Raw genomic sequence first — 19,360 nt, 5'->3', positions numbered from 1 at the left:
GGCGTTGCCCGAACGGCAATCCTGCAAAACCCGCGATTCTTGCGAACGACCGTGCGCGAGAGCCGAAGATTTCTTCTACGAAGTCGCGCCCGTTAAGGCTCGTGCGCCGTGTACGCTGTCGGAACGGCGCGCGTCGCCGGTCGCGCGGCAGGTCCAGTCGCTGGCTGCATCGCTCGACATGCGCCTGCTTTGCGGCACAATGGACGCAGCAGTGACACAGCAATGACACAGCAGTAAGGCGGCCGCGAGCGCCGCGAGAAACAACTACAAAACACCGAAAACGGAGACGAGGTCCATGAAGAAGCAACTCTCGATGCGCGCTGCCGTCGTGCGCACCACGCGCATCGCGGCCGCGAGCGCGGCATTCGCCTTTATCGCAGCGTGCGGCGGCGGCGGCGACGACAACAATTCGACGCCCGCGGGCGGCATCAAGCTGCAAGTCGTGTCCTTCGGCGACAGCCTCTCCGATGTCGGCACCTATTCGCCGGTTGCGGCCGCGAACTTCGGCGGCGGACGCTTCACGACGAACCCCGGCGAAATCTGGGTGCAGGACGTCGCGAAGTACTATGGCGACACGCTCACGCCCGCGATGAGCGGCGGCTTCGGCACGCCGCCGACCACGCTCACAGGCTTGGGCTACGCGCAAGGCGGATCGCGCGTGACGAATCCGATCGGCGTCGGTCATCAGAGCACCGACCCGGCCAACTACGCGGGCGCGCTGACGGTGCCGGTCGTGCAGCAGGTGACCAACTATCTGTCGTCGCATGGCAGCTTCAATGCGAATCAGCTCGTGATCGTCAACGGCGGCGCGAACGACATTCTCTATAACCTGACCGCGGTGCAGGCCGGGCAGATCACCGCCGCGCAGGCGCAGGCGGCGATCGGACAGGCGGCCGTCGACCTCGCGGGCGTGATCGGCAAGATCGTGGGAAGCGGCGCCACGCATGTGCTGGTGTCGAACGTGCCGGATATCGGCGCGACGCCGCAGGGCGTGACGAGCAATGCGTCGACGCGCGCGCTGCTCACGCAGGCATCGCTCGGCTTCAATCAGGTGCTCGCGGGCGCGCTGACGCGAGCTGGACTCATGTCGAAGGTGATCTATCTCGATATCGTCCCGGCGCTCGCCAATATCACGGCGAACTATCAGCAGTACGGGTTCGCGGTGTCGAATACCGGCACGGCCTGCAACCTTCAGGCGATGGCGGCGGCCGCGCAGAAGTTCGGCGAGCCGAATCCGCAGGCGTTTGCCACGTCGCTGTTCTGCTCGCCGCAGACCCAGACCGTCGCCGGCGCGGACCAGACCTACATGTACGCCGATACCGTGCATCCGACGACGCATCTGCACGCGCTCTACGCGCAGACCGCCGAGCAGACGATCGCGAAATCGGGACTCGGGAAGTAACTTCGCGCGTTGATGCGCGCTCTCGGAGCCGCCCGGGTTTCGGCCCGGGCGGCTTTGTTTCTGATGCGCTCAGAACTTCGACGTGCGCGCTTAGTGCTCGCCCGCTCAGTTTTTCAACGGCGCGGTTTCGCCCGGCGAGCACGACCGCGCGGCGCGCCAGATTCGTTGCCGTCCGTCAGTGGTACTAACTATTTGCACGAAACATGCGCCGCGCGCAGTGCATGCCGATTACCAGCGGTATCCGACTTGCGCTTTGATGCCAGCCGACCCGCTATCGGTCGTGGAAACGGCCATCCCAACGTTCAGATTCGCAGACGCCTGATACGCCGCCGCCACGCCGATTCCAATACGGCTGCCGTAAGCGCCCATGCTGGTGCCGACCCATTTATCGCCGGCCTGGAGCATGGGAATGCTCGGCATGGCGAGGACCGCGGCCACGGCTTTGTCGGTGTAGTTCTTCGACTGTTGCACGCCAGCCGAAACCGCCCTGTCCGTGTACGCGTTCGCACTCGACACCGCTCTGTCCGTATAGCCGTTCGCTTGCTGCACCGCGCCGTTCAGTTGATTGACGTTGACGGCATCGGTGCCCTGCGTCCCGGCAGCGACGTTGACGATCTGCCGCTCATTGCGCGCCGAGCCGACGGACACCGTATTCGCGCGATCGGCAAGCGAGTTCGCGCCGATTGCGACCGCGCCGTCGGCGGTTGCCCTCGCGTTGGCGCCCATTGCGGTCGATTGCGCACCGCTTGCGACGGCCGCTTCGGTCGATGCATTGCCGTCAGCCGCGAAAAGCGGATTCGAGCCGCCTCCCACCGATATGTTCGCGATTCTATTGTTGATGGCGGACATCGCGGAGTTGAGCTGGCTGACATTCACGGCATCCATGTCGGACGATCCGGCGGCGAGGTTGTGAATCGCCGTGCCGTTCGCACCGCCGAGGGTCACGTTGTCGAAATCCGGCGACGAGCCGCCTTTCGCGTCGTATCGCACCGCGCCCGGATCGGTTGCGCCGTTCGTGGGGTTCGAATTGTTCACGATGTTCGCGATGGTCGTGTTCATGTTCGTGAGCGAGCTGTCCACGCCGCCCAGCGCGCTACCGACATCGTGATACGTCACGCCGTTGACGACGTACGACGGTACGACAATGCTTCCATCGGGCAGCGCGAAAGCGCCGCCGCCTAGCGCCGACGCCGTGCCGTTGGCCACGACCCGAAGCTGATTCAGGTTGACTGCGTCCGTGCCTTGCGTGCCGGCCGACACGTTGATGATGCGTCGTTCGGAACCGACGCTGCCCACACTCACGACATTGCTTTGGCCGCCGTCGTAACTGCTCGCGCCGAGCACCACGGAGTTATCGCCGCTCGCATACGCATAGTTGCCGATGGCCACCGAGTTTTGACCCGCCGATGTCGTACCGTTGCCGAGCGCCACCGACGTCGCGCCTTGCCCCACCGCATTGCTGCCAATCGCTACAGCACTGCTTCCGCTTCCGTTTGCGTTGCGCCCTATTGCAACGGCGGCGTTCGATGCGATGCTGCCTGCACCGGCCGCCACGGCAGCGTCCGCCGCGGACGAATCGATGCCGAAAGCCACGGCGCGATAGCCCGCATTGGCGTTATCGCCAATCGCGGTGGCCTGGTTGTTGGTCGCAATCGCGTTACGGCCGATCACCACGCCGTTCTGTTGCGCCTGCGCGCCTGAACCAATCGCCACGGAGGCTTGATCGAGTGACTGGTTTCCGCCGTTCACGACTGCGCCATCGCCGACGACCACGCTTTCTTCGATGTTGCTATGCGCGCCGTTGTTTCCGATCAGAATACCCGTGCCAGCCGACGTCGTTCCGGTACCGATGACGATGGCTTGCCCGGACGCTGAGTTCATCGCGAGGCCCGCGAGACTAGCGACGACAGCGGCGATAATCGGTTTGAGTCGGAAATTCGATTCATTCATGTCAAGGATTCCTTATAATAGATAGCGCGTTGAACCCGCCTCTTTTCACTGCATGTCGGCTTCCGGCCAGGGTGTCCGATTGCAGCGTGAAAATTCGTGTAAAAAGATGATGCGGTTATATCGTTCCGGAATCTGGCTTCGGCTCGAAGTGAAGCCAGGTCATCGGCTTCGCTCGGCCTTCGGAGCACAAAAGCCAACGGTCGGAATCGGTCCAGTGGTCGGCTGTCAAAGGAATCTGCGATAAGTCGCGGGCGCCGGCTTTTATCTCGGTGACATTAAAATATTCGCTCGCGCGGGTGATCAGATTCGGCAGCCATTGCTCCCGGTCTGGACCGACAATCATGAAGTCATGAATTTCGACGATGACGTGCGCATGCCTCAGCGTGCGCAGGCAATCCCGCGTGAGCGTATCGAATTCATGTCCTTCGATATCGCAAAGCACGACCGAGTCATTGAAATCGACGCCTTGAGCAGCGAGTTCTTCCGCAAAAGTCGGAGTCGCTGCGCCCAAAATGGTCACCCGGTGTTCGACGCCCCGTTCAATTGCGAGACTTCTCAAGTTGTCGCGGCTGGCTTCGTCGATCTCGTAGCATATCGAGCGTTCGAAAACGCCCGTGCAAACTAATCCTATTGCGTAGAATCCGTCGGCCGCGCCGAGATCGATGAACGTGCCGCGCCCGCGATGGATGCGGCGAATAAGTTCGCAGACTTCGAGTTCGTAGAGGCCGACCAGTTTCGTTGCCGTATCTTCGTAGCGCCACGTGGCCCGTTCCCCGAGGAAATATCCTTTCAGAAGGCCGTGTTGAACGACTCCGTTCGTCTCTCGCCAAAGTCGACGCCCGTTATACATACGTCGCGCTTCTACGACTTCGGCGCTCATTTTGATGAAGTCGGGAGAGTCCAGAAACGAGTCGGCAGGGTTCATCGAGAATCCTTGATTCGAATGGAAATAATGTTCAACGGGGAAGCGAGTAACGTCGGCGAAAGGCCTCAAGCGCCGCAGTTGTTGCGGCAGTAGGCAATAAGCCCAAATTTTCATTTTTGTTAGGAGTGCGGAATTCTAACGCGAGACGCCTGGAATTGATTAACCCAGACGCGGCATTTTACGCATCATTGCGTTTATTGGAGAATCGGTCTAGATGATTCGGGCGACTGAATACTGTGCGTCAGGGCAACCGACCATACGAAAAATCCGAATCCAAGCGACGAAGAAATCGCCGGCCGATATTATTGGAGATTCATATCGGCTAGATTATTCCTGCTCCTCGAACGCCGCAGCCGCTCTTCCCAAGCGGTCATTCACCGCGATCCATTCCACCGTTTCGGGCAGCTTTTCGATCAAGATGCGCTCGACATTCGCGCGGTCCAGCGCCCGCAGCAGGCCATAAAGCTCGCGCGCATAGCTCTGTGGATCTTCCGGCGCGGCGACAAAATGCACATGCGGCGCATGCGCCCACTCGCCCGCGCTCGACGGCCGCGCCACCAACGCAATCTTCCCGCCAGCCGACCGATCGAACACCGCGAGCAACGGCGCGATAGCCGCGAACGGCAATAGCGCCAACGGCGTGCGCGGCGCGTAATGCGCCTTCAGCGTGCCCGACGCGCGCGGCGCGGTCGCATCGCCGCCATCGGGCAGACGCGGCGCGGTGCCGATCACGTCGGCAATGGCCTGCGGGCTCACATGCCCCGGCCGCAACAACGCCGGAAAGCCGCGCGACAAATCCAGAATCGTCGATTCGATGCCGACATCCGCCGCGCCGCCATCGAGCACATGCACCGCGCTGCCGAACTCGTCGCGCACGTGTTGCGCGGTAGTCGGGCTCACGTGCCCGAAGCGGTTCGCCGAAGGACCCGCCACGCCCGCTTGCCTGCCAGTCCCCTGACGCCGCGCATGAAACGCCGACAAAAGCTGCTGCGCCACCGGATGCGAAGGACAGCGAATCCCGACCGAGTCCTGCCCGCCGCTCACGGCCGCCGGAATATGCGCGGCGCGCTTCAGGATCAGGGTCAGCGGACCGGGCCAGAACGCGTCGATGAGCTTCTGCGCATCGTGCGGCAACTCGCGCACCCAGTAGCCGGGATCGGCCTCTGGCGCGAGATGCACGATCACCGGATGATTCGCCGGCCGGCCCTTCGCGGCATAGATTCGCGCGATCGCCGCCGGGTTCTCGGCATCGGCGCCGAGGCCGTACACCGTTTCGGTCGGAAACGCGACGAGTTCGCCCGCGTCGAGCAGGGCCGCGGCTTCGTCGATCTGCGCGGCGCTCGGGAAAATGATGGTCATTGCAGCTACTGCCTGAAAGTTCAGTCGAGCGCGATATGCAGCATGCGCGCGCAGTCGCGCGCCGCCGTGCGCGCTTCCTCAAGCGTCGCCGCCGTGAAGTTGATGTGCCCCATCTTGCGGCCGGGACGCGCTTCCTCCTTGCCGTAGAGATGCAGCCGCGCCGCCGGCATGGCGACGACTTCGGGCCAGGCGGGCGGGCGCGGCTTGTCGGCCTGGCCCCCTTCGAACCAGATATCGCCGAGCAGATTCAGCATGGCGGCCGGCGAATGCTGGCGCGTGTCGCCGAGCGGCATGCCGGTCATCGCGCGGACCTGCTGCTCGAACTGGCTCGTGGCGCAGGCATCGACCGTGTAGTGGCCGGAATTGTGCGGACGCGGCGCCATTTCGTTCGCGATCAGCGAGCCGTCTTCCAGCACGAAGAATTCGACGCACAGCACGCCCACGTAGCCGAGCTTCGCGGCGATGGTGAGCGCCGCGTCCTGCGCCTGCGCGACGAGCGCGTCCGACGCGTCCGGCGCGGGCACCACGGTCTTCGCGAGAATCCCGTTCACGTGCGTGTTCTGCGCAAGCGGAAACACGGCGGACTTGCCGTCGCCGCTGCGCGCGATCAGCACCGACACTTCGTATTTCAGCGGCATGCGCTTTTCCAGCACGCACGGCACGCCCGACAACGAGCCGTACGCCGTGCGCACTTCTTCCACGTTGCGCACGCTGACCTGGCCTTTGCCGTCGTAACCGAGGCGCGCCGTCTTGAGAATGCCCGGCAGCACGGCGGCGATTTCATCGTCGGTGAGCGCGGCGAGTGCTTCCGGCGATTCGATCACCACGTGCGGCGCGACCGGCACGCCGGCTCCCGCGATGAAACGCTTCTCGGCGACGCGATCCTGCGCAATCGCGACGCAACTCGCCGCCGGACTCACGAACGTGAGCGACGCCAGGAAATCGAGGCTCGTGGACGGCACGTTCTCGAATTCGGTCGATACCGCCGCGCACAGCCGGCCGAGCTCGGTGAGCGCGGTTTCGTCGTCGTAGGCGGCGCGGATATGGCGATCCGCGACCGCGCCTGCCGGACTCGTTTCGTCCGGATCGAGCACGGCCACGCGATAGCCCATGGATTGCGCCGCGAAGCAGAACATGCGGCCGAGCTGGCCGCCGCCGACCATGCCGAGCCACGCGCCCGGCAGAATGGGGGAATTCGGGGAGTTGTGTGGGTTCATCGTGGGGCTGGCCGATAACCTGTATGGGGAGTTTCGCCGACGCCGCGCGCCGCGCGCGGCTCGGTCAACGGAACGCTCAGAGCGGCGGCAGCGTCATGTCGTGCGCGGCCTGATTCTGCTTCACGCGAAACGCGGCGAGCGCCTCGGCATAGCGGGCATCCGTCACGCTCAAAATGGATACCGCGAAGAGCGCCGCATTCGCCGCGCCCGCCTCGCCGATTGCAAACGTCGCAACGGGCACGCCTTTGGGCATCTGCACGATCGAATGCAGCGAATCGACGCCCTTCAGATACTTGCTCGCCACCGGTACGCCGAGCACGGGCACCGTCGTCTTCGCAGCGAGCATGCCCGGCAAATGCGCCGCGCCGCCCGCGCCCGCGATGATCGCGCGCAGGCCGCGTTGCCGCGCGTTTTCCGCGTACGCGAACATCTCGTCCGGCATGCGGTGCGCGGAGACGACCCTCGCCTCGTATGGCACGCCGAACTCCTGCAGCATCGCGACCGCGTTCTTCATCACGTCCCAGTCGGAACTGGAGCCCATCAACACGCCGACGAGCGGCGCGTCGTGCGCATGCGCTCCGGTCTGTACTTCGCTCATTGCTTTTCCCTCGATCCGAGCGCGCCGTGCCGGTGTCGGTGCCACGGCGCGCGTGCCGACATTACGACAGCGTCTTGCCCGTGATGCGTTGCAGCGCTTCCTGATACTTCTCCGACGTCTTCGCGATCACGTCTTCCGGCAGCTTCGGCGCGGGCGGCTCCTTCTTCCACGGCTGCGTTTCGAGCCAGTCGCGCACGAACTGCTTGTCGAACGACGGCGGATTCGTGCCCACCGTGTAGCCGTCCGCCGGCCAGAAGCGCGAGGAATCGGCGGTGAGCACTTCGTCCATCAGAAACAGTTCGCCCTTGTTGTCGAGGCCGAATTCGAACTTCGTATCCGCGATGATGATGCCGCGCGTGGCCGCGTATTCGGCCGCTTCCTTGTACAGCTGAATGGAGATGCGCTTGATGGTCGCCGACAGCTCCGTGCCGATGCGGCGCTCCATCTCGTCGTAGGTGATGTTTTCGTCGTGGTGGCCCATCTCGGCCTTCGCCGCCGGCGTGAAGATCGGCTCTGGCAGCTTCTCGGCGTTTTGCAGGCCCGGCGGCAGTTGCACGCCGCATACGGCGCCCGTCGCCTGATAATCCTTCCAGCCGCTGCCCGCGAGATAGCCGCGCACCACCGCTTCGACCAGAATCGGTTCCAGGCGCTTCACGACGACCGCGCGGCCCTTCACCTGCTCGACTTCGTCCGGCGCGACCACCGAGGCGGGATCGATGCCCGTGTTGTGGTTCGGCACGATATGGCCGAGCTTTTCGAACCAGAAATCGGCCATCTGATTGAGCACGCGGCCCTTGTTCGGAATCGGCTCGCCCATCACGACGTCGAAGGCGGAAAGGCGGTCGGTGGTCACGATCAGCAGCTTGTCGTTGCCGACGGCGTAGTTGTCGCGGACCTTGCCACGGCCGAGCAGCGGCAGCGATTTGATCGTGGATTCGTAGAGCGTGGACATCGTCATGTACCGAAAAGGTGCCGAAAAAAGTGAATCGCCGCCGCGAGCCTGGCGCGGCGGCGATGGAAAAAAGCGAACGGGTCCCGTCGCCGTAACCCGTTGATTTTACTTTACAAATGAAGCGGGCTTAATTCAGACCTGCGCCGCTCACCGGACAATCTGCGCGAGTTCGCCGGATTTGTACTTCTCGGCCATCTTGTCGAGCGTGACGGGCTTGATCTTGCCCGCCATGCCCTCGCAGCCGAACTGCATGTACCGCTGACGGCAGATTTCTTTCGCTGCCTCGCGCGCGGGCTTCAGATAGTCGCGCGGATCGAACTTCGACGGATTTTCGAACAGATAACGGCGAATCGCGCCGGTAATCGCGAGACGCAGGTCCGTGTCGATATTCACCTTGCGCACACCGTGCTTGATGCCTTCCTGAATCTCCTCGACCGGCACGCCGTACGTTTCCTTCATGTCGCCGCCGAATTCGCGGATTTCGGCCAGCAACTCCTGCGGCACCGACGACGAACCGTGCATCACCAGATGCGTGTTCGGAATGCGCTGGTGAATTGCCTTGATGCGGTCGATCGCGAGGACATCGCCGGTCGGCTTCTTCGAGAACTTGTACGCGCCGTGCGACGTGCCGATGGCAATGGCGAGCGCATCGCACTGCGTGAGCTTTACGAAATCGGCGGCCTGCTCGACGTCGGTGAGCAACTGCTCGCGCGTCATCGTGCCTTCCGCGCCGTGGCCGTCTTCCTTGTCGCCCTTCATGGTTTCCAGCGAACCCAGCACGCCGAGTTCGGCTTCGACCGTGACGCCGATGGAATGCGAGAACTCGACGACCTTGCGCGACACATCGACGTTGTACTCATACGACGCGACGGTCTTGCCGTCGGCTTCGAGCGAGCCATCCATCATCACGCTCGTGAAACCGGAGCGGATCGCCGCCATGCACACCGCCGGCGACTGTCCGTGATCCTGATGCATCACGACCGGAATGTGCGGGTACGACTCCACGGCCGCTTCGATCAGATGCCGCAGAAACGCTTCGCCCGCGTACTTCCGCGCGCCGGCCGACGCCTGCATGATGACGGGCGCGTTGACTTCGTTCGCCGCCGACATGATGGCCTGCACCTGTTCCAGATTGTTCACGTTGAATGCCGGGAGACCGTAGCCGTGTTCGGCTGCGTGATCCAGCAGTTGACGCATTGATACGAGAGGCATTGAGAAACTCCAGGACGTGTAACGAAATCCTCGCGCGCACGGTTCTGCTCTTCGCTTCTTTCGAGCTTGTCGGCAGCTTCCGGCCTTGGCGCGCTATTCGGCGTTCGCGGACCGAACCGCGAACGCCTTGCCATACGTCGAACGCGTCGATCAGAAATGGTCGCCGACGCGCACGATCTTCAGCGTGTTCGTGCCGCCCGCCTGTCCCATCGGCTCGCCGACGGTGAGCACGACCATGTCGCCGCGCGCCGCATAGCCTTTGGACACGACCACTTCGAGCGCCTGATTGAGCGCCGTATCGCGATCCATGTTGGTGTCGAGATGCAGCGGCGTGACGTTGCGATACAGCGCCATCGTCCGCTCGCTGCCCACGCGCGGCGTCAGCGCGAAGATCGGCACATGCGTCCAGTGACGCGACATCCACAGCGCCGTCGAGCCGGATTCGGTGAGCGCGACAACGGCCTTCGCGCCCAGATGGAATGCGGTGAACAAGGCGCCCATCGCGATCGACTGGTCGATGCGCGTGAACGTGCGGTCCAGAAAATCGCGGTCCAGTTGCGATTCCTCGGACTTCTCCGCTTCGATGCACACGGCCGCCATCGTTTCGATGGTCGTCACCGGATACTTGCCCGCCGCCGTTTCGGCGGAAAGCATGACGGCGTCGGTGCCGTCGAGCACGGCGTTCGCCACGTCGGAGACTTCGGCGCGGGTCGGCACGGGCGCGTGAATCATCGATTCCATCATCTGCGTGGCCGTGATCACGAGCTTGTTCGACTCGCGCGCCATGCGGATCATGCGCTTTTGCAGCGCGGGCACTGCCGCGTTGCCCACTTCCACCGCCAGATCGCCGCGCGCGACCATGATGCCGTCGGACGCATCCAGAATGCCTTGCAGCGCCGGAATGGCCTCGGCGCGCTCGATCTTCGCGATCATCTTCGGCTTGATGCCGTACGGCGCGCCGGCGATGTTCGCCAGTTGCCGCGCCATTTCCATGTCCGTCGCGTTCTTCGGGAACGACACCGCGACGAAATCCGCGCCGAGCGACATCGCCGTCTTGATGTCCTCCATGTCCTTTTCGGTCAGCGCGGGCGCGGTCAGCCCGCCGCCCTGCCGGTTGATGCCCTTGTTGTTCGACAGCTCGCCGCCGACCTTCACGGTCGTGTGAATCTCCTCGCCGATCACGCGCGTCACGTCGAGCACGATCAGGCCGTCGTTGAGCAGAAGCACGTCGCCTGCGCGCAGATCGCGCGGCAAGTCCTTGTAGTCGAGGCCGACGCGATCGTTGTTGCCCATCTCGCAGTTCGCATCGAGGATGAACGTGTTGCCCGCGACCAGCATGGTCTTGCCGTTCTCGAACTTGCCGACGCGAATCTTCGGGCCTTGCAGGTCCGCCATGATCGCGACTTCGCGGCCGACCTGCCGCGCCGCCTCGCGCACCCACTCGGCGCGCTGGCGATGATCGTCGGCGGTGCCGTGCGAGAAGTTGAAGCGAACGACGTCGAGCCCGGCCTGCATCATCTGCAGCAGGATGTCCGGATTACTCGACGCCGGACCGATGGTGGCGACAATCTTGGTGGCGCGATGCATGTCTTTCCTCGTCTCTTTGGGAACGGCCGTAACCAGGCTGCGAGCACGTTGCGCTTGCAGTGACGTGTTGCTCACTGGCTGCGCGCGCGCGCCGGTTCGTGCCGGCGTCGCTTTATCGATGGGCTGCGCGGCATGAACGGGCATGCCGCCGATGGTGACGACAGCAGCCGTCTGTTCTTCCACATGCGGCTCTTGACTCAGAGCCGCCTCCGCGATGACGACAGCCGCAACGGCGGCGGCATCGGGTTGACTGCCGTTGTCGATGACATCCGCTTGCGCGCCGCCGGCTGCGTGCGCGCCCTTCCTTGCTGCTTTCGCCGGATTGTCTCGGGCCGTCACCCGGCGTTACGCCCGCGACTCGAGCACTTCCACCGCCGGCAGCGTCTTGCCTTCGAGGAACTCGAGGAACGCGCCGCCGCCGGTCGAGATGTAGCTGACCTTGTCGTGGATGCCGTACTTCGCGATGGCCGCGAGCGTGTCGCCGCCGCCCGCGATCGAGAACGCCGACGAATTCGCGATGGCCTGCGCCAGCGTCTTCGTGCCGTTGCCGAACTGGTCGAATTCGAACACGCCGACCGGGCCGTTCCATACGATGGTGCCCGCCGTCGCGAGCTGCGCGGCGAGCGCGTTGGCGGTATCCGGGCCGATATCGAGAATCATGTCGTCGTCGGCGATATCGGCGACGGGCTTCGTTTCGGCCTTCGCGGTCGCGGCGAATTCCTTCGCGGTCACGACATCGCTCGGAATGGGCACCGATGCGCCGCGCGCACGCGCCTCTCCGATGATCTCCTTCGCCTCGCCGACGAGATCGGCTTCGGCGAGCGACTTGCCGATCTTGAGCCCCGACGCCAGCATGAACGTGTTCGCGATGCCGCCGCCGACGATCAGCTGATCGACCTTCTCGGCGAGCGACTTCAGAATGGTGAGCTTGGTCGACACTTTCGAACCGGCGACGATGGCCACGAGCGGGCGCTTCGGGTTGCCGAGCGCCTTGCCGAGCGCGTCGAGTTCGGCGGCGAGCAGCGGACCGGCGCACGCGACGGGCGCGTACTTGGCGATGCCGTGCGTGGTCGCTTCGGCGCGGTGCGCGGTGCCGAAGGCGTCGTTCACATAAATGTCGCAGAGCTTCGCGAGCTTCTGCGCGAGGCCGTCGTCGTTCTTCTTCTCGCCCTTGTTGCAGCGGCAGTTTTCAAGCAGCACGACATTACCCGGCTGCACGTCGACGCCATCCACCCAGTCGGCGACGAGCGGCACGTCGCGGCCGAGCAGTTCCGCGAGACGCGCCGCGACTGGCGCGAGCGAGTCTTCCGGCTTGAACTGGCCTTCGGTCGGGCGGCCCAGATGCGACGTGACCATCACGGCCGCGCCGGCATCGAGCGCCGCCTTGATCGCCGGGACCGAGGCGCGCACGCGCGTGTCCTCGGTGATGTTGCCGGCATCGTCCTGCGGCACGTTGAGGTCCGCGCGGATGAACACGCGCTTGCCGGAGACTTTGCCTTCGGCGATCAGATCGGTGAAACGCAGTACTTTCGTCATGGGAGTCAACGTTAGTCAGAAAAGCGGTTCGGGCGAAGATGGCCGGACGAGCGCCGGCCGGTTCGTTGAGAGTTTGGCGCGAGGCCTGAAAACCGAAACTGGGAACTGAACGACGCGCAAGCGAAACGAGCGGACAGCGTCTGTCGCGCGAACGTGCCGAGGGTCGAGTGAAGTGAGACGCGGACAAAGATACGCGCCAAGCGCGCAGACACGGACGCAGCGGACAAGCCGGAGGCGGCGAGCTTCGGAACCGTTGCGGTGACTGCCGGACTCACTTTCGACCTCGCTCCATGCGACAGGAAAGACCGACATTTTAACCGATCACCCCGCCCGCTTTTAGCCGGTGATTGTTGATGATGCGTATTTGGCGCGCAGCGCGCCTCACGCGGCGAGGCGCAGCAGCGTGAAAACGATCATGCCGACCGCGATGGTGCCCATCATGCCGCGCCGCCACACGTAATATGCGAGGCCGGCGAGCGACGCCCACACCGCATGATTCGAGAACGCGATAGAGAAGCCGGCGGACGTTTCGAGCACGTCGGGCACGACGACGCCCGCCAGCGCGGCGGCCGGCGCGTAGCGCAGCACGCGTTGCACGCGCGGCGGCAGCACGGTGCGCTCGCCGCCGATCAGGAAGAACGCGCGCGTCGCCGCGGTCACCACGCCCATGCCGAGAATCGCGAGCCAGATCTGGAGCGTGGTCATCGCGCGGGCCTCGCGGGGTCGGGCTCGGCCGCTGCATCCGGCGCGGCGGGCGCTTCGGCGTCGCTTGAACGCAGAGCCGCCGGGCGCGCCCGTTCCGCGATCAGATCGGCGAGCGTGCCGGCCAGCAGCGCGGCGAGCACCGCGAGCGGCAAGCCGAAGCGATACGGCAGATGGAACGCGAGCAGCGCGACGACGCTCGCGACGACGACCGCGGCGAGCGTCGAGCGCGTGGCGATCGCGGAGACGATCAGCGGAATCAGCGCCAGCGTTCCCGCCAGTTCCAGCCCCCAGTTGTCGGGGATGAGGCTCGCGAGCAGAATCCCCGCCACCGACGACGCCTGCCACGCGAGCCAGCACGTGAGCGCGAGTCCCCAGAAGAACGCTTCCTTGCCGGGCTGCCGGCCGACGGGGAAATTCCGCGCGGAGAACATCAGATAGATGATGTCGCCGTTGCAGTAGCCGATCGCGAGGCGCCGCCACATCGGCAGATAGGAGAAGTGCGGCGCGAGCCCCGCGCTGAAGATGACGAAGCGCAGATTCACCATCGCGGCGGTGAGGAGCACGGTCCAGAGCGGCAGCCTGGCGGCCAAGAGCGGCAGCACGGCGAGTTGCGACGACCCGGCGTACACCGCGAGCGACATGCCGAGCGCCTGCGGCACCGTGAGCACCGATTTCGTCATGGCGACGCCGGTGACGAGCCCCCACGAGAACGTCGCCATGAAGGCGGGAGAGAAAGCGCGGGCACCGTCGAGAAATGCGCGGCGATTCGTGTCGGATAGCCGGTGGAGCATGCAAGGGTGCGCGGCCGGGTTGCCGCGATGACGATATGTGGAAACGCCGCGCGCCGGCACCGCGAAAAACGGACGACTCGGCGCAGCTTGCCGCTTGCCGGGTCGGCACGACGCTTTCGGGCGACTTTGCCGGTTCGCGGCGAAAGGCAAAGTATAGCGGCGTGAAAGGCGCTTCCCATCCGGTTTGATCGCGAAAAGACGCTAAAATGACGAACTTTGACCGCTCTTGCAGCCGGCGGTGTCGGCAACGCGCGGAATAGGAAGATTCACCCGGAGATTCACCCCAAGATTCACCCGGATTCATCGAATTTCTGAACGAGACAGCTAGGAGAACCGTATGTCAATGGCCGACCGCGACGGCAAGATCTGGATGGATGGCAAGCTCATCGACTGGCGAGACGCCAACATCCACGTTCTGACGCACACGCTGCACTACGGCATGGGCGTATTCGAGGGCGTGCGCGCGTACAAGACGGCCCAGGGAACGGCCATTTTCCGCCTGAAGGAGCACACCAAGCGCCTTCTGAACTCGGCGAAAATCTTCCAGATGGAAGTCCCGTTCGATCACGCGACGCTCGAAGCCGCGCAACTCCAAGTCGTGCGCGAGAACAAGCTCGAATCGTGCTATATCCGCCCGATCATCTGGGTCGGCTCAGAAAAGCTCGGCGTCTCGGCCAAGGGCAACACCATTCACGTGGCCATCGCCGCGTGGCCGTGGGGCGCGTATCTCGGCGAAGACGGGCTCGCGAAGGGCATCCGAGTGAAGACGTCGTCGTTCACGCGCCATCACGTCAACGTGTCGATGGTGCGCGCGAAGGCGTCCGGCTGGTACGTGAACTCGATTCTCGCGAATCAGGAAGCCGTCACCGACGGCTACGACGAAGCCCTGCTGCTCGACGTGGACGGCTACGTGTCCGAAGGCTCCGGCGAAAACTTCTTCCTCGTGAACAACGGCAAGCTGTACACGCCGGACTTGTCGTCGTGCCTCGACGGCATCACGCGCGACACGGTCATCACGCTGGCGCGCGACTTCGGCATCCCGGTCATCGAGAAACGCATCACGCGCGACGAAGTCTATACGTGCGACGAAGCGTTCTTCACCGGCACGGCCGCCGAAGTCACGCCCATCCGCGAACTCGACAATCGCACCATCGGCGAGGGCAAGCGCGGCCCGATCACGGAGAAGCTGCAAAGCGCGTTCTTCGACGTGGTCGGCGGCAAGAACGAAAAGTACGCGAGCTGGCTCGCGAAAGTCTGACGCCGCGAGGGCCGCGCTGCCCTCGCGCCACAGACGACAGCAACGAACGACATTGAAAGAGATAGCAATGAGCGACCTGAAGGAAATGCCGCTGGTGGAATTGTCGGCGAAAGATATCCCCGCGTTCTGCCCAAATCCGAAGATGCAACGCTGGAGCGCGCATCCCCGCGTGTTCCTCGACGTGACGCACGGCGAAGCGCGCTGCCCGTATTGCGGCACGCGCTACAAGCTGAAGGACGGCGAAGTCGTCAAAGGCCACTAAGCTCGCCGAAGCACTCTCCGAGCGTCGTCGATGCGCGCGTTCCGGGTTCTCCCGAGCGCGCGCTTTCGTTCGCTCTCGCTTCTTTTCGCCGCATGGCCGCCGCGCCATGACACCACACGACCGACGTCCCGCCGCCCAATGCGGCGAGCCGCCACTATTTTGAGATCGGAAAACGACTGATGCGCCGTGCGCTGGTTATAGCACCGAACTGGATCGGTGACGCGTTGATGGCGCAGCCGCTGTTCACGCTTTTGCGAAAGCATCATCCGCGCATCGCAATCGATGCCGTCGCGCCGACCTGGGTCGCGCCCGTGCTCGAACGCATGCCGGAAATCCGCGACGTCTACGCGACGGATCTCGCGCACGGCAAGCTGCAACTGCTGCGCCGCTGGCAGCTCGCGAGCGACCTGCGCGATGTCGGCTACGACGCCGCGTACGTGCTGCCCAATTCCGCCAAGTCCGCGCTGATTCCGTGGATGGCGGGCATCCGGCTGCGCATCGGCTACAAGGGCGAGGCGCGTTACGGGCTCTTGAACGTGCGCCATCCGAATCCGCCGAAGACCGAGCGCCCGCCGATGACCGCGCAGTATGCCGCCCTCGCCTATGCGCCGGGCGCGAAGCTGCCGTTCATCGACCGCTACGCGCAGGCTCACGACGCAGCGGCAAGCGACGCGCCGCTTTTGCCCGTGCCGCGCCTCGAAGCCGATCCGAACGAAGCGGCGCGCGTGTCGGCGCGCTTCAATCTGGATACGCGCGCGCCGCTCGTCGTGTTCTGCCCCGGCGCGGAGTACGGCCCGGCCAAGCGCTGGCCGCCCGAGCACTTCGCGTCGCTCGCGCAGTTCGTCGCGCAGTCGTTTCCGTATGCCCGCATCGTCGCGCTCGGATCGAAGAAAGATTCGGCGGCCGCGCAGGCCATCGCGGAGCGCGCGCCGAACGTGCGCAACCTGTGCGGCCAGACATCGCTCGGCGAAGCGTGCGCGCTGATCGCCCGGGCGAGCGCGGTCGTCACCAACGACTCCGGCCTGATGCACGTGGCGGCGGCGCTCAAACGTCCGCTCGTCGCGGTGTACGGCTCCACCGATCCGCGCCACACGCCGCCCTTGTCCGACGTCGCAAAGGTACAATGGCTTCATCTTGAGTGCAGTCCGTGCTTTTCCCGCGAGTGTCCGCTCGGCCATCTGAACTGCCTGCGCGAACTCTCTGCCGAACAGGTTTTCGCCGATCTGCGCGGCATGTTGCTCGCGCATCGCTAAGGCGTCGCGCCTGCCCTGCGTCACGCCTGCCCTGCCGCGGCGGCTTTGCGGCGGCATCGGCACTTTCGTGTGCGGGCGCGGACACGCGAGTGTCTCCGAACGGAGGCATGCTTTGAACCATGACCGATGCGGCACGCCATCGTGACACGGCGTTGCGCGCGAATGCCAGAGACCCACGAGCCCATGCCACGTTTCGCCCGCCTATTCGAAGCCGCCGCCGACACTCTCAACGCTTACTATCAGGCTGTCGCGGACAACAGCATCGACGCTGTGATGTCGCTTTGGATCGACGAGGAGTTCGCCACCTGCATCTGCGCGGACGGCACGCATCTGCATGGCCTCGAAAGCATTCGCGCGGGCCTCGGCAAGCAGTTCGGCGCGCAGGCCGTCAGCATCGAGCCGCTCGATATTCGCGTGTACGACAGCCTCGGCACGGTCGTGTATGCAATCGCGGAGGCGCATCAGCCGGCCGGGACCGCCGCGCCGCGCATGATTTTCTCGACTTACGTGATGGTCCACGAACGCGGCGAATGGCGCATTGCGCACATTCACGCGAGCGAAATGCCGATGGAAGCGGCCGGCCAGTTCGCCGCGAAGCTGCGTCACGGGCAGGGACCGTTGCACTGAAATACCGCAGTCACGAAGCATAGAAAAGACGTTCGCCGGGGAGAAGGCCATGAAGCGCGATCCGTTGTTGAAACACGATTCGTCGTTCGTGGACAAGGCGCCCGCCGTCGCGCTGAAGGAAACCGCGCAGGCCGCGGGCAGCGTGCTCGCCGAACCCGTCTCGCAATGGCTCTACAGCGCGCCGCGCTGGCTGCCGACAAGTCACGCGCAAACCATCGTGCCCGCGCTCTTCGGGCGCAAGCCGGCGGTGCGTTATCGGCGCGAACGCTGGGATACGCCGGACGGCGATTTCATCGACGTGGACTGGCTCGCGCACGATGACGCAACGCGCCCGGCATCGACCGCGCCGCTTTTCGTGCTGTTTCATGGCCTCGAAGGCAACTCCGACTCCCACTACGCCCGCACGATGATGGCCGCCGCCCATGCGCGCGGCTGGCACGGCGTGGTGCCGCACTTTCGCAGTTGCAGCGGGCCGATGAACCGGCTGCCGCGCTTTTATCACCTCGCCGATAGCGCGGAAGTCGACTGGATCTTGCGGCGTCTGCGCGAAAGGCATGCGGGCCCGATCGTCGCGGCGGGCGTGTCGCTCGGCGGCAATGTGCTTTTGCATTGGCTATGCGAGCGCGGCGCGGACGCTTCGATTATCAGCGCGGCCGCCGCCATTTCGGCGCCGCTCGATGTCCACGCGGGCGGTCAGGCGATCTCGCAAGGCTTCGGCATGGTCTACACGCGCAGCTTCCTGAAGTCGCTCAAGAAGAAGGCGCTCGCGAAGCTCGACCAGTTTCCGGGTCTATATGACCGCCACGCCGTGCTCGCCGCGCGCACGCTCTATGAATTCGACAACGTCGTGACCGCGCCGCTGCACGGTTTTCGCGATGCCGATCATTACTGGACGACGGCGACCATCCGCGCGCATCTGAACCGCATCGAAGTGCCGGCGCTCGTCTTGAACGCCCGCAACGATCCGTTCCTGCCCGAGCGCGCGCTGCCTTCGCAGGCCGAAGTGTCGGCGTCCGTCACGCTCGATCAGCCGAACCACGGCGGCCATGTCGGCTTCATGACGGGGCCGTTTCCGGGACGCATCGACTGGCTGTCGTCGCGCGTGTTCGGCTACCTCGAACATTTTCTTCCGGGCGAATGAATCATGGATGAGATCGTCAAGCAGGCGCTGGCCAAGTGGCCGAACGTTCCGCATTGCACGGGCTGGCTGTTGCTGGACCGGCGCGGTCAGTGGCGCATGCGCGACGAGGCGGCGCAGGCCGCGGGCGCGCTCGGCGATGCCATTCGCCACGAAGCGCTGATCGGCTTCATCAACCGCAATTACGAGCGCGACCCGGACGGCCAGTGGTTTTTTCAAAACGGGCCGCAGCGCGTGTATGTGGAACTGGCCTATACGCCGTGGATCGTGCGTCTTTCCGCGATGGACGGCGCATTGCGGCTGACTGACCACACCGGCGCACCGTTCGAGCCGGCACACGCGTTTCTCGACGACGAAGGCGCCCTGCTCTTTTCCGACGCTGCTACGCCGCCGCGCGTTGCCGCCCTGCACGATCACGATCTCGATCTGTTTTCGAGCCACGCGACGTTCGATGACGCGTCGCGCGGCGGCGTCTTCCATTGGCGCGACGGAGCCGATCTGCCGTTACAGCCTATCGCACGCGCCGACGTCGAGTCGCGCTTCGGTTTCGTCGCCAGTCCGGCTGCGCGCGCGGCATCCAAAGCCTGA

General features: G+C 64.6%; 18 protein-coding genes. 7 read left to right on the top strand and 11 right to left on the bottom strand.

The annotated features are described in order from the left end of the window. The first annotated feature begins 295 nt into the window (after positions 1-295). Positions 296-1,402, top strand: a complete 1,107-nt coding sequence (locus NCR35_RS03785; protein ID WP_250533148.1) for an SGNH/GDSL hydrolase family protein — start codon at positions 296-298, stop codon at positions 1,400-1,402. Between the two features lie 228 nt (positions 1,403-1,630). Here NCR35_RS03785 and NCR35_RS03780 read toward each other — a convergent pair whose 3' ends face one another. From NCR35_RS03780 to NCR35_RS03730, 11 genes are all read right to left on the bottom strand, one after another. Then, positions 1,631-3,352 (bottom strand): YadA family autotransporter adhesin, encoded by a 1,722-nt coding sequence (locus NCR35_RS03780; RefSeq protein WP_250533147.1) that lies wholly within the window; start codon positions 3,350-3,352, stop codon positions 1,631-1,633. Between the two features lie 115 nt (positions 3,353-3,467). Continuing rightward, positions 3,468-4,277 carry a hypothetical protein gene (locus NCR35_RS03775; RefSeq protein WP_250533146.1) on the bottom strand — a complete coding sequence of 270 codons (810 nt, stop codon included), beginning with the start codon at positions 4,275-4,277 and terminating at the stop codon, positions 3,468-3,470. 327 nt (positions 4,278-4,604) lie between these two features. Next, positions 4,605-5,636 carry an L-threonylcarbamoyladenylate synthase gene (locus NCR35_RS03770; protein ID WP_250533145.1) on the bottom strand — a complete coding sequence of 344 codons (1,032 nt, stop codon included), beginning with the start codon at positions 5,634-5,636 and terminating at the stop codon, positions 4,605-4,607. 20 nt (positions 5,637-5,656) lie between these two features. Further along, positions 5,657-6,853: a 5-(carboxyamino)imidazole ribonucleotide synthase gene (locus NCR35_RS03765; protein WP_250533144.1), complete on the bottom strand. Its 1,197-nt coding sequence runs from the start codon at positions 6,851-6,853 to the stop codon at positions 5,657-5,659. A gap of 76 nt (positions 6,854-6,929) precedes the next feature. Beyond that, entirely contained in the window at positions 6,930-7,451 is a 522-nt protein-coding gene (gene purE / locus NCR35_RS03760) for a 5-(carboxyamino)imidazole ribonucleotide mutase (protein ID WP_244847981.1), read from the bottom strand. 61 nt (positions 7,452-7,512) lie between these two features. Next, on the bottom strand, positions 7,513-8,403 hold the full coding sequence (locus tag NCR35_RS03755) for a phosphoribosylaminoimidazolesuccinocarboxamide synthase (protein ID WP_250533143.1): 891 nt from the start codon (positions 8,401-8,403) through the stop codon (positions 7,513-7,515). A gap of 147 nt (positions 8,404-8,550) precedes the next feature. Then, the gene (gene fba, locus NCR35_RS03750) at positions 8,551-9,615 is read right to left on the bottom strand and encodes a class II fructose-bisphosphate aldolase (protein WP_250533142.1); all 1,065 of its coding nucleotides are present in this window, start codon (positions 9,613-9,615) and stop codon (positions 8,551-8,553) included. 150 nt (positions 9,616-9,765) lie between these two features. Then, complete coding sequence (gene pyk / locus NCR35_RS03745) at positions 9,766-11,202, bottom strand: pyruvate kinase (RefSeq protein WP_244848861.1); 1,437 nt, start codon at positions 11,200-11,202, stop codon at positions 9,766-9,768. Positions 11,203-11,547: 345 nt separating this feature from the next. Beyond that, the gene (locus NCR35_RS03740; protein WP_250533141.1) at positions 11,548-12,738 is read right to left on the bottom strand and encodes a phosphoglycerate kinase; all 1,191 of its coding nucleotides are present in this window, start codon (positions 12,736-12,738) and stop codon (positions 11,548-11,550) included. A gap of 381 nt (positions 12,739-13,119) precedes the next feature. Continuing rightward, positions 13,120-13,443, bottom strand: a complete 324-nt coding sequence (locus NCR35_RS03735; RefSeq protein ID WP_244847977.1) for an AzlD domain-containing protein — start codon at positions 13,441-13,443, stop codon at positions 13,120-13,122. Beyond that, positions 13,440-14,234 (bottom strand): AzlC family ABC transporter permease, encoded by a 795-nt coding sequence (locus NCR35_RS03730; protein WP_250533140.1) that lies wholly within the window; start codon positions 14,232-14,234, stop codon positions 13,440-13,442. The genes NCR35_RS03735 and NCR35_RS03730 overlap by 4 nt, the downstream gene beginning before the upstream one ends. Before the next feature lie 337 nt (positions 14,235-14,571). On the opposite strand from NCR35_RS03730, the gene NCR35_RS03725 reads away from it, so the two are divergent. The 6 genes from NCR35_RS03725 (at position 14,572) to NCR35_RS03700 (ending at position 19,360) form a co-directional block, all read left to right on the top strand. After that, positions 14,572-15,492, top strand: a complete 921-nt coding sequence (locus NCR35_RS03725; protein ID WP_250533139.1) for a branched-chain amino acid transaminase — start codon at positions 14,572-14,574, stop codon at positions 15,490-15,492. Positions 15,493-15,559: 67 nt separating this feature from the next. After that, complete coding sequence (locus NCR35_RS03720; RefSeq protein WP_244847974.1) at positions 15,560-15,754, top strand: zinc-finger domain-containing protein; 195 nt, start codon at positions 15,560-15,562, stop codon at positions 15,752-15,754. Between the two features lie 179 nt (positions 15,755-15,933). Beyond that, the gene (waaF, locus tag NCR35_RS03715) at positions 15,934-17,007 is read left to right on the top strand and encodes a lipopolysaccharide heptosyltransferase II (protein ID WP_244847973.1); all 1,074 of its coding nucleotides are present in this window, start codon (positions 15,934-15,936) and stop codon (positions 17,005-17,007) included. A gap of 183 nt (positions 17,008-17,190) precedes the next feature. Then, positions 17,191-17,634 (top strand): nuclear transport factor 2 family protein, encoded by a 444-nt coding sequence (locus NCR35_RS03710; protein WP_175939561.1) that lies wholly within the window; start codon positions 17,191-17,193, stop codon positions 17,632-17,634. Positions 17,635-17,683: 49 nt separating this feature from the next. After that, positions 17,684-18,775: a hydrolase gene (locus NCR35_RS03705; protein ID WP_250533138.1), complete on the top strand. Its 1,092-nt coding sequence runs from the start codon at positions 17,684-17,686 to the stop codon at positions 18,773-18,775. 3 nt (positions 18,776-18,778) lie between these two features. Next, entirely contained in the window at positions 18,779-19,360 is a 582-nt protein-coding gene (locus tag NCR35_RS03700; protein WP_250533137.1) for a DUF2946 family protein, read from the top strand.

The sequence above is a fragment of the Caballeronia sp. AZ10_KS36 genome (assembly GCF_023631105.1).
Classification (GTDB): domain Bacteria; phylum Pseudomonadota; class Gammaproteobacteria; order Burkholderiales; family Burkholderiaceae; genus Caballeronia.
The sequence above is the reverse complement of the archived record's forward strand: the minus strand, read 5'-3'. Positions and strand labels throughout refer to the sequence as shown.